This is a genomic window from Pseudomonas khorasanensis (assembly GCF_014268505.2).
Taxonomy (GTDB): Bacteria; Pseudomonadota; Gammaproteobacteria; order Pseudomonadales; family Pseudomonadaceae; genus Aquipseudomonas; species Aquipseudomonas khorasanensis.
This window is the reverse complement of the sequence record NZ_JABWQP020000008.1, coordinates 108,500-122,703: the sequence shown is the minus strand read 5'-3', so window position 1 is coordinate 122,703 and position 14,204 is coordinate 108,500. Positions and strand designations below refer to the sequence as shown.

Annotated in this window: 11 protein-coding genes; 6 read left to right on the top strand and 5 right to left on the bottom strand. The window is 60.4% G+C overall.

The genetic code is table 11. The features are described 5' to 3' along the window. Positions 1-7 precede the first annotated feature (7 nt). The 3 genes from HU727_RS17575 (at position 8) to HU727_RS17565 (ending at position 3,456) form a co-directional block, all read left to right on the top strand. Entirely contained in the window at positions 8-1,180 is a 1,173-nt protein-coding gene (locus HU727_RS17575) for an alginate O-acetyltransferase (protein ID WP_186532791.1), read from the top strand. A gap of 14 nt (positions 1,181-1,194) precedes the next feature. After that, entirely contained in the window at positions 1,195-1,851 is a 657-nt protein-coding gene (locus HU727_RS17570; protein WP_186532790.1) for an alginate O-acetyltransferase AlgF, read from the top strand. Positions 1,852-2,004: 153 nt separating this feature from the next. Continuing rightward, positions 2,005-3,456, top strand: a complete 1,452-nt coding sequence (locus HU727_RS17565) for a mannose-1-phosphate guanylyltransferase/mannose-6-phosphate isomerase (protein WP_186532789.1) — start codon at positions 2,005-2,007, stop codon at positions 3,454-3,456. A 78-nt stretch (positions 3,457-3,534) separates the two neighbouring features. Here HU727_RS17565 and HU727_RS17560 read toward each other — a convergent pair whose 3' ends face one another. Continuing rightward, positions 3,535-6,258, bottom strand: coding sequence for an RHS repeat domain-containing protein (locus HU727_RS17560; protein WP_186532788.1), 2,724 nt, complete (start codon positions 6,256-6,258; stop codon positions 3,535-3,537). Between the two features lie 170 nt (positions 6,259-6,428). On the opposite strand from HU727_RS17560, the gene HU727_RS17555 reads away from it, so the two are divergent. Together HU727_RS17555 and HU727_RS17550 are read left to right on the top strand one after the other, a co-directional pair. Beyond that, positions 6,429-6,893: a multidrug transporter gene (locus tag HU727_RS17555; RefSeq protein WP_186532787.1), complete on the top strand. Its 465-nt coding sequence runs from the start codon at positions 6,429-6,431 to the stop codon at positions 6,891-6,893. A gap of 34 nt (positions 6,894-6,927) precedes the next feature. After that, a complete protein-coding gene (locus tag HU727_RS17550) occupies positions 6,928-7,752 on the top strand; it encodes an SDR family oxidoreductase (protein ID WP_186532786.1) in 825 nt (274 codons plus the stop codon). A 106-nt stretch (positions 7,753-7,858) separates the two neighbouring features. On the opposite strand, the gene HU727_RS17545 is transcribed toward HU727_RS17550, so the two are convergent. From HU727_RS17545 to HU727_RS17530, 4 genes are all read right to left on the bottom strand, one after another. Further along, positions 7,859-8,725 (bottom strand): efflux RND transporter periplasmic adaptor subunit, encoded by an 867-nt coding sequence (locus HU727_RS17545; protein WP_186532785.1) that lies wholly within the window; start codon positions 8,723-8,725, stop codon positions 7,859-7,861. A gap of 10 nt (positions 8,726-8,735) precedes the next feature. Next, positions 8,736-8,936 carry a DUF1656 domain-containing protein gene (locus HU727_RS17540; protein ID WP_041479478.1) on the bottom strand — a complete coding sequence of 67 codons (201 nt, stop codon included), beginning with the start codon at positions 8,934-8,936 and terminating at the stop codon, positions 8,736-8,738. Further along, the gene (locus HU727_RS17535) at positions 8,926-11,118 is read right to left on the bottom strand and encodes an FUSC family protein (protein WP_186532784.1); all 2,193 of its coding nucleotides are present in this window, start codon (positions 11,116-11,118) and stop codon (positions 8,926-8,928) included. Before HU727_RS17535 ends, HU727_RS17540 begins: the two co-directional genes overlap by 11 nt. A gap of 139 nt (positions 11,119-11,257) precedes the next feature. Beyond that, entirely contained in the window at positions 11,258-12,757 is a 1,500-nt protein-coding gene (locus HU727_RS17530) for an efflux transporter outer membrane subunit (protein ID WP_186532783.1), read from the bottom strand. A 196-nt stretch (positions 12,758-12,953) separates the two neighbouring features. On the opposite strand from HU727_RS17530, the gene HU727_RS17525 reads away from it, so the two are divergent. Next, positions 12,954-13,922, top strand: coding sequence for a LysR family transcriptional regulator (locus HU727_RS17525; protein ID WP_186532782.1), 969 nt, complete (start codon positions 12,954-12,956; stop codon positions 13,920-13,922). The last annotated feature ends 282 nt before the right edge of the window (positions 13,923-14,204 follow it).

The following is a 14,204-nucleotide window of genomic DNA, read 5'->3' as shown; positions in this document are numbered from 1 at the left end:
ATCTGACATGACCCGCTCATTACGCATCTTCTACATTGCCCTGTTCCTGGTGACGCTACTCGTCCTGGGCCTGTGGTCGGTACGCAGCTTCTTCGGCTTCAGCACCAACGCCGACGCGACGGTGCTCAACGGCCGCTGGACCAAGGCTGTGGAAACTCACTACGACGAGGAATTCCCGATCAAGCGTCTGGGCACCAATCTCTGGGCCGCGCTGGATTTCAAACTGTTCAACGAAGGTCGTCCGGGCGTCGTGCTCGGCCGCGACCAGTGGCTGTACAGCGATGAGGAATTCAACCCGATCGTCAATGAAGAGCTGAATCTGCAAGGTAACTACGCGCTGGTCGAAGGCGTGCGCCAGACCCTGAAAGACAAAGGCGTGAAACTGGTGATGGCGATCGTGCCGGCCAAGGTTCGCCTGTATCCGGAACATCTGGATGAGGTGAAGCCGTCGAGCATTCACCAGAATCTGTATCAGGATTTCCATGCCCGTGTCGCAGCCGACAAGATCATCGCGCCCGACCTGCTCGCGCCGTTGCAACAGGCCAAGCAGAACGGTCAGCAAGTGTTCCTGCGCACCGACACTCACTGGACGCCGGAAGGTGCCGAGATCGCGGCGAACACCCTGGCGAAAACCATCGCCGAGCAATCCCCGCTGAGCGGCGAGCCGCAGCGCTTCGTCACCACGCCGGCCGAGCAGGTCACGCACAAGGGCGATCTGCGTCTGTTCCTGCCGCTGGATCCGCTGTTCGAAAACATGATGCCGGCGCCTGAGCCACTGCTCAAACGCAACACCGTCGCGGCCGAGCAACCTGCGGGTGACGATGCCCTGTTCGCCAACAGCGAAGTACCGGTCGCACTGATCGGCACCAGCTATAGCGCCAACCCCAATTGGAACTTCGTCGGTGCGCTGAAACAGGCGCTGCACAGCGACGTCGTCAACTACGCCGAAGACGGTCACGGCCCGATTCTGCCGATGCTCAGCTACCTGAAAAGCGATGACTTCAAGAACAGCCCGCCACAAGTGCTGATCTGGGAGTTTCCTGAACGATATCTGCCTGTGAACAACGAAATCGGCGACGCCGACCCGCAGTGGGTCGCAGAGCTTAAACAAGCCGGCGCCCGCCAACAAAACGTAGCCATCAACACTAAATCCGAGACGCCCGATCGGGCGCAAAACTGAAAGAGAGGTACACCATGACTTTCACTACTACTCCTCGTCGTCTCGCTAAAAGCTTCGCACTGGTTGCTGGCCTCAGCGTACTTTCCGTCCCGGCCTTCGCCGGCGGCGACGCCGCACTTTACGGCCCGACCGCACCGAAAGGTTCGACCTTCGTGCGTATCTACAACGCCAGCAACACTGAAGTCAGCGCTACCGTCGGCAGCACCAATCTGAGCGACGTTGCGCCACTGGCCAGCAGCGACTTCAGCTTCATGCCGGGCGGCGACTACAGCGCCAAAGTCGGTAGCCAGACCCTGCCGGTCAAACTGGCCGGTGACCACTATTACACTCTGGTCAACAACGCCTCCGGCGCACCGCAACTGATTGAAGAGCCACCGTTCAAGAACAAGCAAAAATCCCTGGTACGCGTGCAGAACCTCAGCGACAAGTCGCTGACCCTGAAAACCGCCGACGGCAAGACCGAAGTGGTGCCGAACGTGGCCGCCAAGGGCCGTGGCGAGCGTGAAATCAACCCGGTGAAAGTCAGCCTGGCGCTGTACGAAGGCGACAAGAAAGTCGGCGACGTGAAGCCGGTCGCCCTGGAGCGCGGTGAAGCCGCCGTGCTGTACGTCACCGGCAACGGCAGCAACCTGTCGCCAGTCTGGGTGAAACGCCCGGTGTCGACGCGCTAATCCTTTTGTGAACTGACGCAGTAACCCTGTGGGAGCGAGCTTGCTCGCGAATACGGTCTGACATTCAACATCAATGTCGACTGGTCCATCGCCTTCGCGAGCAAGCTCGCTCCCACAGGGCTCTAACCAAATTGATTTTATGGAGTAAACATTATGATTCCGGTGATCTTGTCAGGTGGTAGCGGTTCGCGTCTGTGGCCTCTTTCGCGCAAGCAATTCCCTAAACAATTCCTCGCCCTGACCGGCGAGCACACGCTGTTCCAGCAAACTCTGGAGCGCCTGGTGTTCGAAGGCATGGACACCCCGATCGTGGTCTGCAACAAGGAACACCGTTTCATCGTCAACGAGCAGTTGGCCAGCCGCAATCTCGAATGCCAGCGCATCCTGATGGAACCGTTCGGCCGCAACACCTCGCCGGCCGTTGCCCTGACCGCGATGATGCTGGTCAATGAAGGTCGCGACGAGTTGATGCTGGTACTGCCGGCAGACCATGTGCTGGAAGACCAGAAAGCCCTGCAACGTGCTCTGGCCCTGGCCACTGTTGCCGCCGAAAACGGCGAAATGGTCCTGTTCGGCGTGCCAGCGACCAAACCGGAAACCGGCTACGGCTACATCAAATCCACCGCCGATTCGCTGCTGCCAGAAGGCGTCAGCCGCGTCTCGCATTTCGTGGAAAAACCAGACGTCAAACGCGCCACCGAGTACGTCGAGTCCGGCGGTTACTACTGGAACAGCGGCATGTTCCTGTTCCGCGCCAGCCGCTTCCTCGAAGAACTGAAGAAGCACGATCCAGACATCTACGACACCTGCCTGCTGACCCTTGAGCGCAGCCAGCACGACGCCGACACCATCACTTTCGACGAAGCCACTTTCGCCTGCTGCCCGGACAATTCCATCGACTACTCGGTGATGGAAAAAACCCAGCGCGCCTGCGTCGTGCCGCTGACCGCCGGCTGGAGCGATGTCGGCTGCTGGGCGTCGCTGTGGGAAGTCAACGAAAAAGACGCCAACGGCAACGTCAGCAAAGGCGATGTGGTCATTCAGGACAGCAAGAACTGCATGATCCATGGCAACGGCAAACTGGTGTCGGTGATCGGCCTGGAAAACATCGTCGTGGTCGAAACCAAGGACGCAATGATGATTGCCCACAAGGACAAGGTCCAGGGCGTCAAGCAGATGGTCAACACCCTTAACGCACAGGGCCGCAGCGAGACCCAGAACCACTGCGAAGTGTATCGTCCGTGGGGCTCGTACGACTCGGTGGACATGGGCGGGCGTTTCCAGGTCAAGCATATCTCGGTCAAACCGGGCGCTTGCCTGTCGCTGCAGATGCACCACCACCGCGCCGAACACTGGATCGTGGTCAGCGGCACTGCTGAAGTAACCTGCGATGAAAACGTGTTCCTGCTCACCGAAAACCAGTCGACCTACATCCCGATTGCCTCGGTGCATCGCCTGCGCAACCCGGGCAAGATCCCGCTGGAAATCATCGAAGTGCAATCGGGTTCGTACCTGGGTGAAGACGATATCGAACGCTTCGAAGATATCTATGGCCGCTCCACCCCGATCGAACGCGGCGTGTCGGTGAAAACCATCGCGCAGTAAATCGATCAGCAAGACACGAAGTCCTCGCCCAACCTGCTGCGTCCCCTATCCGCAGCAGGTTGGGCTTTTTTACGATCTTCAGGCCGCCTTACGATGTCCAGTCGTAGCGTTCGTATGCCACTTACCAACTTTCACTGCCCCTGGGATTTTGATTTCAAGTGTTCCGTGGAACGTCTTGTCGAGACTGTCCAGCATTGTCCGTGCATCCATTCTTCCTACTTGCACCGGACTGATTCCCGAATTGCCTAACAGCACTGCCTTTAACTCTTTCAAGCGACCTTTTACCATCGGAACTGCGCTCATATCGGATGAATGTTTCGGATCGAGCACATCCGGAGAAGCAAAAAACTCAAGGCTGTCGAAGCTGCCGCCAAATGCTTCCTTGAGCGCCTTGTCGTCCTCAAGATCATACTCAGCGAAATGCGTCATGCCCGCGAGGAATCTGCGCTCGTTCACCTCTCCATTTATGGCCAATAGGAAAAAGGTAAACCCCATATTTCCCGCCTTGGTCCAATCCTTCTCGCTGGTATTGCCACCTTTTCCGCCCAACTTCATCGTCTGACTATTGACCAGAGAAAAATTTGACCTGATCTCCATATGCGCCGGGATCGCTCCTTTGTTGTCGCGATTATAGGAGTAGTGGCGCAAGGTGAATCGCAGAGGAGTGGTTTTTTCAAGTACCGCAAGTGATGCCTTCGCTGTTTTGAACTGCAGTTTGCCCTGGGTGATTTCGCTCATCATTGTGTAAGGCAGCACTCTGTCGGTGTCACTGTATTTGCCCTTGAACGACTCAAATATTTCGATTGCACTGCCTACCGCCGATTTGGATACGGGCTTCTCTCCGTATTCGTCAGCAAACGTCAGCGGATTATTGCGAACCATTCGAAAAAGATTGAGGCCATCTGCCTCCACTCCCGCCGGATCGGGGTTGAGCCACCGTTGCAACCAAGGCACGTAATAACGATATCCGTAGTAATACAGCCCCGTCGCATCCCGCTCCTTGCCTGAATATCGAATGGTTCGGTAACTGACCTCGGTCTCCGCGCGCCATGCGGTCTCGCCGAACGGATAAAAGTTTTCCTGGCTGATGATTTGCGCGTCCTCGGCCAGTTCCAGGCTTGCAGAGCCAAGGTGATCAGTGAAGAGGTAGCAACAGCGATTATTACCTCCCGGTGGTGGCGCAGCATCCCAATGCAAGACGTTGACGTGGTTGACTCCGGATTCTGCGGCGATGACCTGAAGAACCTTACCGCCACTGTCAATGCGCAACTCAAGCCCTGGCAGATAGCGCACTTCGCTGATGGCGGTACGGGCCCGGCTGTTCAACGAACGGAGTTTGCGCACTCGCCGACCACCGGCGTCATACAGGTAGATTTCCTGATCGTTGCGCTCGCCGGCCCGTTCCACCGGACTGATTGATTGCAACTGGTTACTCAGGTTCCACTGCACGAAACGCCCCTGATCCAGCGCCAGTAAATTGCCTCGCCCATCGAAGGCCGCCGCAATCTGCGCTTCGCTGGGCGGTACCCCGTTTTGCCAGGGCAGACCGCGATTGCTGTATAGCGCGGTCTTGAACTGGCGTCCGTGCGCCTGAGCGCCAACATGCGTCAACTCGAGCAGGTTGCCGCCCGGATCGTAGTGGTAGGTTTGTCGATAGTTGCTGAACGCTGCGGGATCGATGCGACCGACAGACGCCGGCCCCTGGCTCGTCGCCCCCGCCTCCCAACCGGTTGCCTCACTCAATTGATAAAGACTGTCGTAGGTGTATCGGCTGATGGGCTCGATGCGCTGATTGGCGAAATAGCGCACGTGCAGTGACTGATCTTCGATACTCTTTACATTGCCCATCGGGTCATAGTCATACAGCAAGTGTTGCAACACTTTGCCCTGCCGATCCTGCGCACGCCGCGTGATCAACCGGTTGTCTTCGGGACGATAGGTCAGTGCTGTCAGGACTCCGTTACCCGCCAGTTCCTGCGTGACTTGCCCTTGCGCGTTGTAGTGAATATCGCTGACTACCGGGTGGCGCTCGGCCTGAAGCTTGAGCTGAAGATCAACCGCGCGTAATCGGCCATCCAGTGTCCGTGTGAATGCCTGCCGGTGACCACAGGCATCCACTTGTTCGAGCACGGATCCCAGCGGGGCATAGCGCCATTGCGTGGTTGCCCCTGCTCCAGGTTCGAGGAGTTTTTGCCGACCAACCAGGGCTGGCGGCCAATCCGGAGTGACTGGTTCAAGCGTGAAATGACGGGTGTTTTCGCTGCACTGCCCGGTGATTGCAAATTGCTCGAACAGAACGCTGCCGGCCGGATCGTCATGCCGGATCAATTGACCGAACTGATTGCGCAGCGGATCGCCCGCGCCGGGGCGGCCATAGGCCAACTGTTCTGCACTGCGCCGAGGCACACCCGTGCCTTCTTCAAACACGGCGATTGGCCGCAGCAAGTCATCGTATTCAATCTCACGGCTTGTGCCACGGCTGTCCCAGCTGAACAGCATTTCGCCCGCCAAACCCTGCAACTGGATTTGATTTCCCGCATCGGTGCTGTCCGAGCGCAGCACGCTGTCATTCAGGGAGTACACCGATGCGAGATTGGGTGGCGTCAACGGATCATGTTCCTGCAGCGCCCACAATCGCGCATCCCATTGTTTGACCGCACGCCCCGCAGCGTCGCGCAGGGTTCGTTCGATCCTGGACTCGCTTGCCAGGGATGCATCGGCGCGCCAGTAATTCACGGCGAGGATGGCCATCCCGCGCGGATCGTTCACGGCAAGCGTTGGCGTTTTGCTGTGGATGCCCATGGTTGCGTCGACTGCCCGGTGTGCCATTGCTCATAAGAACAAACGTATGGCGCAACGCCTACTGTCAGAAATTACAGTTCCGACCAGCGGTGTGTTTGTGAACCTCACGAATATCCATCGTGCGACGCCTTCGGTAGGATGTGGGCTACTCATCCACGGAGCGTTCGAGCATGTTCATCGGCATTGTGCTGGTCATCACCTGGCTGATCCTGCTGCTGCGCTATCCGGCCAGGGCCTTGCCGGTGTCGGTGGCGGCAGCTATCGGCCTGGGCGTCGTGGCCATGTGGGTAGTGTGGGCAGACAACCGCGAGATCAAGCAGCTGGCGCGCCTGGAATTGCGCATTGCCTACGCGCCTGACCAATGCCCCGCCGATCGCCCGCTGCAACTGAAAATGAACAACGGCAACAACGTGCCGCTGACCGAGCTGCGCTGGCGCATCGCGGCGTATGCACCGGGCGACACGGTCAATCTGGCCGACAATCAGTACACCGCCCCACGTTATCGCGGCCCCGGCGAATTGCAGCCCGGCGGCAGTTGGGAAGACTGCTTGCCACTGCCGCCGCTGCGCCCCGGCTATCGTCCGCAAACCCTGGAGTTTCGCGCCGAGCATTTGCAAGGTAGTTTCTCCGACTGATGCCTCCTCACAATGTTTGCACAAGGAATGCGCCATGCCCGTTGCGTTGATCACCGGTTGTTCCAGCGGCATCGGCCGCGCCTTGGCCGATGCGTTCAAATCGGCCGGATACGAAGTCTGGGCCAGTGCGCGCAAGGCTGAAGACGTCACTGCGCTCAGCGCCGCCGGTTTCACCGCAATCCAGCTGGACGTCAACGATGGCACCGCGCTGGAGCAACTCGCCGAGCGCCTCAACCAGCAACATGGCGGCCTCGACGTGCTGATCAACAATGCCGGTTACGGCGCCATGGGGCCGTTGCTCGATGGCGGCGTGCCGGCGATGCAGCGACAGTTTGAAACCAATGTGTTTTCGGTCATCGGAGTAACCCGGGCACTGTTTCCGCTGCTGCGCAGGGCAAAAGGCCTGGTGGTCAATATCGGCAGCGTTTCAGGCGTATTGGTCACGCCATTCGCCGGCGCCTACTGCGCCTCGAAAGCGGCGGTGCATGCCTTGAGTGATGCCCTGCGCATGGAGCTGGCGCCGTTCGGCATTCGCGTGATGGAAGTCCAGCCGGGAGCCATCGAATCGAGCTTCGCGAAAAACGCCGGGCAACAAGCCGAACAATTGATCAACGAGCAGTCGCCGTGGTTTCCCCTGCGTGAAGGGATTCGCGCGCGGGCCAAGGCGTCGCAGGACAAACCGACCCCGACGGTTGCGTTTGCTGCGCAGTTGTTGAAGGCCGTGCAGCAGCACCAGCCGCCACGGCTGATCCGCATTGGCAATGGCAGCCGGGCACTGCCGTTGTTGGCTACGTTGTTGCCAAAAGGGCTGCTGGAAACGACTTTGATGAAGCGCTTCGGCCTTCGCGCAAAGCTCTAAGACCCAGTCGGCCCCTTCGCGAGCAGGCTCGCTCCCACAGGGATATCAGCGACCTTGAGATCCAGTGTGGGAGCGAGCCTGCTCGCGAAGGAGGCGACTCGGTCTCTCAGAGGTTCGCAGCGTCCTGATTCACCACCACCGTACACGTCATACCCGCCGCCAGCAGCACGCCCTCGGGCACTTCATCAATGTGAATGCGCACCGGCACTCGCTGCGCCAGCCGCACCCAGTTGAACGTCGGGTTCACGTCGGCGATCAGTTCGCGACTTTCCGGGTTGTCCCGGTCGTAGATGCCGCGCGAAATACTTTCCACATGCCCCTTGAGCACTTCGCCGCTCATCAACTGCAGGTCGGCTTTGTCACCGACTTTAACGTGCGGCAATTTGGTCTCTTCGAAGAAGCCGTAAACCCAAAACGAGTGCATGTCGACCACGGCCATCTTCGCCTCACCGATGCGCGCATAGTCGCCGCGATGCACATTGAGATTGGTCACGTAGCCGTCCACCGCGGCGCGCACTTCGGTGCGTTTGAGGTTGAGTTCGGCGGCTTCCAGTTGTGCCTGCGCATGTTGGTAATCGGCCAGCGCGGCGTCGGCGATGTTGCTGGCGTCATCGCGGTTTTCCCTGGAGATCACCAGGTTGTCGAGGTCGGCGCGGCGATGGGCGTTGACCTTGCGCATCTCCCAGGTCGACTTGCGTGAAGCGACCAGCGACTGCGCCTGTTTGACCGCGATCCGGTAGTGCTCCGGATCGATGCGCATCAGCAGATCGCCCCTCCTCACCAACTGGTTGTCACGCACCGGCACCTCGACCACTTCGCCAGTGACGTCGGCGGCGACGTTGATAATGTCGGCGCGAACGCGTCCGTCGCGGGTCCACGGTGTATTCATGTAGTGCTGCCACAACGTACGGCCGATCCACAGCGCCAGGGCCAGCACCAGCAGGGTCGCGAGCAGGCTGAAAAACTTTTTCATCGAAACGTTCTCAACGGTAGACAGTCAGCGCCATGGCGCCGAACAGACAGGTAAACAGGCTCAGACGCAGCAACGCCGGGTGCCAGAAAAATCGGTACAGGTCGAACCCGGAAAGGAACCGGTCCAGCGCCCAGGCCAATCCTGCTGCAACGAAAAACATCAGGGTCATGGTCGGCATGTACACGCCGTGGAAGGCGATCTCACGAGGCATGGGCAAGTCCTTCGGGCTGGGCCTGGGCGAACGCGGCCAGCGGTGATTGCGGGTCGAGCAATGAAGTGCGGATGAAGTGCAGATAGCTTTTCACCCGGCGTAACGCTGAGGTGTCAAAGTGCAGTGCGAACGGCTCGTCGGTGGCCGCGACCCGGCTGATCGCGTGGTCGACCGCGACCAGTGCGCGCTCAAGATTGCTTGCGTTCGGCTGCAGAAACAGCCGCACCAGCGCGCGCCCCATCACGCGAATTGCCTGCCGCCACGGCTGCGATTGCGCATAAGCCGGGTGCACCGGCAGGATCGCCTGCTCCTTGCGCAGTTCGATGATCGCGTGGCCGACTTCCAGCACCACGAACATCCAGCGCAGCAGGTTCTTCTGCACCTTCGGCTCGCCGGCCGCGAGACCGTAAGCCTGATGCAGCAGATCCCGGGTACGGCTCTCGAAACTCGACCCCAGCCCCTTCAGTCTGCCGCTGATTGCATAAACCACTTGCCCGCGCAGATCCTGCTCCAGCCGCTGCCATAACCAGCGGCTGTTCGGCGGCAGAATAATCGCTCCGGCAGCGGCACACACCAGCATGCCCATGACCATGGCGATGTAGTCGTTGATGAAGGTGTAGGGGTTGTAGATCGTCAGGTTGTCCGGCACCGATCCGGTGCTGAAAAAGATCAGCAAACCGAGGCCCACACCGGCGTATTGCGGGCGGGAGGCGAGGAACGAACCGAGCACGATCACCGGCGCGAGCATCACGCACAGCAAGGGGAAACCATCGATCCAGGGGAAGATGAAAAACATCTCGACGAAACCGATCAGTGCCCCGAGAAAAGTGCCGCAAGCCATTTGAAACGCCATGCGTTTGGGGTTCGGCGTGGCAGCCGAAAGGCCCACGGTGGCGGCGGCAATCAGGGTCATGGTCGCCCCGCTCGGCCACGCGGTGGCGACCCAGTAACTGCCCAGCACGACCAGGATAAACGCGGCGCGAATCCCCGAAGCGGCCGCCGCCCACCAGTTGGTTTGCGGGGTGAAAGGCTCGTCCCAGCGCTCGCGTTCGTGACGGTGATCTGCCAGCGACGCGTGGGTCTGTGCATAACTGTGCAGATCTTCGACGAAGCGATAAAGCAATTCGTAGGCGGTGTGAAAATCCAGCTGCTCGGCCTCGCTCGGCTCGCTCTGCTGAAAAATCCCGCGCAAGGTCCGAACCCGCGTTGGCAAGCCTTCCTTGTAGGCCGCCAATGCCGCCACCAGGCGCGCCGCGTCGGGACTGGTCAGAGCACGCCCGCTAAAGCCGTCGAGCACCTCGGCGAGATCCTGCAAACCGGGTCTGATCGCTGCGACCACGTGTTCTTCGCCGTGACCGCGCAGGCGTTCGAGCAACTGATGCAAGGCGTTGAACCGTGTGGTGACGCCCATGAATTCGCTGTTCAGCCGGCTCAGCCGCCCGTTGCGCCGGCGCATGTGCGGGTCTTCGAAAACGGTCACGCTGCGCAGCCCTTCCAGGCCCACCGCTTCGGCGATGAAGCGTACGTTGCTGGCCTCGAACGCCTCGGCTTTGCTGCGCCCGCGCAAACCGTCGGTGACGAACAACGCAAACACGCCGAAGCGCTGATACAGGGCGTTGCGCATCGCCGCGCTGGCGGTCTGCGGCAGGATCGCGGCGCTGATCAGCGTCGCGCAGAGAATCCCCAGCGAGATCTCCAGCACTCGCCACACCGCCGCCATGAACGCGCCGTCCGGATGCGCCAGCGCCGGCAAGCCGACCATCGCTGCGGTGTAACCGGCCAGCACAAAACCGTAGGCGCGAAAGTTGCGACAGCGCGCAGCACCGGCCGAGCAGATACCGACCCAGATCGCCAGCGAGCCAAGAAACAGCTCGGTGTTTTGCGCAAACAAGGCGATCAGCGTGACCATCATCGCCGACCCGGCCAGCGTGCCCAGGAGCCGATAGAAACTCTTGGCGAACACCTGACCGCTCTGCGGCTGCATGACGATAAACACGGTGATCATCGCCGTGCGCGGTTGCGGCAACTCCAGGCGCATCGCCAGCCACAGGGTGAGGAACGCGGCGAGCAATACCTTGAAGATATAGACCCAGGTCACGCCATCGCTGCGTGCCCAGTCGAAAAAACCGCGGCGCCATTCCAGGGAGTAAAGCCAGCGTAGGGGTGCGGGCAGAGAGGTCATTGAAAATACTCAGGCATGCAATCCGGACTCGAAACCTGTGGGAGCGAGCCTGCTCGCGAAAGCGCAGTCTCAGGCAGCATGTTCATTGGCTGATACGCCCTCTTCGCGAGCAGGCTCGCTCCCACATTGGATGCTGCGTTCAACGCAGCAGCGCCGGGGTTTGCGGGGCTTGGGTTTGCGCGGCGTTCGGCACGTCATTACCGGCACCGAGGCCGCCGCCCAAAGCCGTCACCAGTTCGGCATGCGCACTCAAGCGCGCCGCCTGCACCTGTTGCTGCACTTGCTGCTGCTTGAACAGCAACGTCTGCGCATTCAACACATTGAGGTAATCGGTCAGGCCTCGTTGATAAGCGATCATTGCAATGTCGTAAGTCTTCTGCGCCGCCGCCACGGATTCGGCGGCGAAGGCCTGCTGCTTGTCCATCGATTCGCGACGGATCAACTGATCGGAAATGTTCTTCAGCGCGTTGATCAGGGTCTGGTTGTAATGCGCCACGGCGATGTCGTAACCGGCCGCTGCTTCACCCAGTTCGCCACGCAGTCTTCCGCCATCGAAGATCGGCAGGGAGATTGCCGGGCCGACGTTGTAGTTGAGTTTCTTGCCGGTCAGAAACTCCAGAGCTCCGCCACCGGTGGCCATGTAGCCGAGACTGCCGACCAGATCGACGTTGGGGTAAAAACCGCCGTGGGCCACGTCGATCCCGCGCGCCTGCGCCGCCACTTGCCAGCGACTGGCGACCACGTCCGGACGCTGCCCGAGCAGTTCGGCGGGCAATGCCGACGGCAACGTCAACGGCGCCGCGAGCGATAACGTCGGCCGTTGCAACTGCGCACCGGCGCCCGGCCCTTTGCCGGCGAGCGCGGCGATCTGATTGCGACTCAAGGCGATTTCTTCGTCCAGCGCATCAAGCTGCCGATGGGTTTCCGGCAGCGGTGTTTCGGCCTGACTGACTTCGAAGTGCGTGCCGATCCCGCCGTCCAGGCGTTTCTGCGCCAGATCGAGAATCTGCTGTTGCTGCTTGAGCGTCGCCGCAACGATGTCGCGCCGGGCGTAATGCAGCGATAGCTCGATGTAGGCGCGAACGATGTTGCTCTGCAATTCCAGCTGCGCCAGCCGTGCTTCGGCCACGCTCACGTGCGCCAGGTCTACCGCGCGTTCGCTGGCATTGCGCTCCCGGCCCCAGAGGTCGAGGGCGTAGCTGAAGCCCAGCGCAGCGTTGTTGTCCCACGTCGTGGTATTGGCCAGATCGCCCGGACCGTAGAACGGATCGGTCGGCCAATTGTGGCGCTTGAGGGTCGATTCGCCGCTTACTTGCAATGATTCGGCAGCCTCTGTGACACCGGCCATGGCCTTGGCCTGACGCACGCGCGCAGCGGCCATGGCCATGCTCGGGCTGCCCTGCAGGGCAATGTCGATCCAGCGATTGAGCTGCGCATCGCCAAACGCTTGCCACCATTGTGCGGTGGGCCAGCGGGCGTCCTTGGCGGCCTCGGCAATGGCTTCGTCGGTGGCCAGTGAATTGGCCGCGAGCGTCTCGCCGTGTGGGGCAATGCCTTGGGTTGAGATGCAGCCGCCGAGAGCCAGGGTAAAAGCCAGAACACTGAGCGGCAAAAGCGCTCTGTTGATGCGACGCGGCACAGCTGCGAATTCCTGACAGAAGGATAGGTTGGGACGTGTTTGGGTAGGAACGGCGCAATTCTATGGAGGTGCCGTGACGGCGATAAGCTGGGTTTTCTGTGAATCTTTGTTACGGTTAACGAGATAATCCCTTGGTCGGGGGTCTCAGCCCCTGAAACTTCGTGTCACAATTTGCCATCTCCCTTGAGAGCACCCCATGGACACTTTGCAAAACATGCGCGCCTTCAGTTGCGTCGCCGAAGCCGGCAGCTTCACCGCCGCCGCCGTGCAACTCGACACCACCACCGCCAACGTCTCGCGCGCGGTTTCCAACCTCGAAGCCCACCTGCAAACCCGCCTGCTCAATCGCACGACCCGGCGCATCGCCCTGACCGAGGCCGGCAAACGCTACCTGCTGCGCTGCGAACAGATCCTCGCCTACGTCGAAGAAGCCGAAGCGGAAGCCAGCGACGCCCATGCGCGCCCGGCCGGGCAACTGAAAGTGCACACCATGACCGGCATCGGGCAGCACTTCGTCATCGACGCCATTGCCCGCTACCGCAAGACCCACCCCGACGTGACCTTCGACCTGACGCTGGCCAACCGCGTGCCGGACCTGCTCGACGAGGGCTACGACGTCTCCATCGTGCTCGCCAGCGAATTGCCCGACTCGGGTTTCGTCTCGCAGCGCCTGGGCATCACCTACAGCATCGTCTGCGCCTCGCCGGCCTACGTGAAAGCCAACGGCGCCGCGCAGAAACCCGGCGACCTGCTCAACCACGCCTGCCTGCGCCTCGTCAGCCCGGTGATCCCGCTGGAGAAATGGACCTTCGACGGCCCGGATGGCCAGGAAATGGTCACCATCAACAGCTCGCCGTTTCTGGTGAACTCCGCTGATGCAATGAAAACCGCAATCACCAGCGGCATGGGCGTCGGCGTCCTGCCGGTCTACGCCGCCATCGAAGGCCTGCGCAACGGCACACTGGTGCGGGTCATGCCGAACTACCGCTCGCAGGAACTCAACCTGTACGCAATCTATCCATCGCGTCAGTACCTGGATGCGAAAATCAAAACGTGGGTCGAATACCTGCGCGGATCATTGCCCGAGATATTGGCGGCGCATCAGGCGGAACTGGTGGCGTATGAATTGACGGGGAGCCTGGCCGGCGCCCGCGTCGCGACCTGACTTTTAAACACCAGCAGGTTCCGTGTAGGAGCTGACGAGTGCAACGAGGCTGCGATCTTTAGATCTTGCTGTTTAAAAATCAAAAGATCGCAGCCTACGGCAGCTCCAGTTTGAACGGCATACTTCAGCAGGAACCAGGTCGGCTGTCAGGCCGCCTTCGCGAGCAGGCTCGCTCCCAGACAAAAGCAAAGCAGCGCAGCTGCCCGCGGCGAAGCCGCCCCACTCAACAATGAGCGCAAGCTCGAGTGCTTTTGATCTTGATCTTGATCCACCGGCGACGTC

What these genes read in the sequence shown, in the direction of transcription:
- HU727_RS17575 (WP_186532791.1), top strand. Translation starts at nt 8, where the DNA reads ATGACCCGCTCATTACGCATCTTCTACATTGCCCTGTTCCTGGTGACG.
- HU727_RS17570 (WP_186532790.1), top strand. Translation starts at nt 1,195, where the DNA reads ATGACTTTCACTACTACTCCTCGTCGTCTCGCTAAAAGCTTCGCACTG.
- HU727_RS17565 (WP_186532789.1), top strand. Translation starts at nt 2,005, where the DNA reads ATGATTCCGGTGATCTTGTCAGGTGGTAGCGGTTCGCGTCTGTGGCCT.
- HU727_RS17560 (WP_186532788.1), bottom strand. Translation starts at nt 6,258, where the DNA reads ATGGGCATCCACAGCAAAACGCCAACGCTTGCCGTGAACGATCCGCGC.
- HU727_RS17555 (WP_186532787.1), top strand. Translation starts at nt 6,429, where the DNA reads ATGTTCATCGGCATTGTGCTGGTCATCACCTGGCTGATCCTGCTGCTG.
- HU727_RS17550 (WP_186532786.1), top strand. Translation starts at nt 6,928, where the DNA reads ATGCCCGTTGCGTTGATCACCGGTTGTTCCAGCGGCATCGGCCGCGCC.
- HU727_RS17545 (WP_186532785.1), bottom strand. Translation starts at nt 8,725, where the DNA reads ATGAAAAAGTTTTTCAGCCTGCTCGCGACCCTGCTGGTGCTGGCCCTG.
- HU727_RS17540 (WP_041479478.1), bottom strand. Translation starts at nt 8,936, where the DNA reads ATGCCTCGTGAGATCGCCTTCCACGGCGTGTACATGCCGACCATGACC.
- HU727_RS17535 (WP_186532784.1), bottom strand. Translation starts at nt 11,118, where the DNA reads ATGACCTCTCTGCCCGCACCCCTACGCTGGCTTTACTCCCTGGAATGG.
- HU727_RS17525 (WP_186532782.1), top strand. Translation starts at nt 12,954, where the DNA reads ATGGACACTTTGCAAAACATGCGCGCCTTCAGTTGCGTCGCCGAAGCC.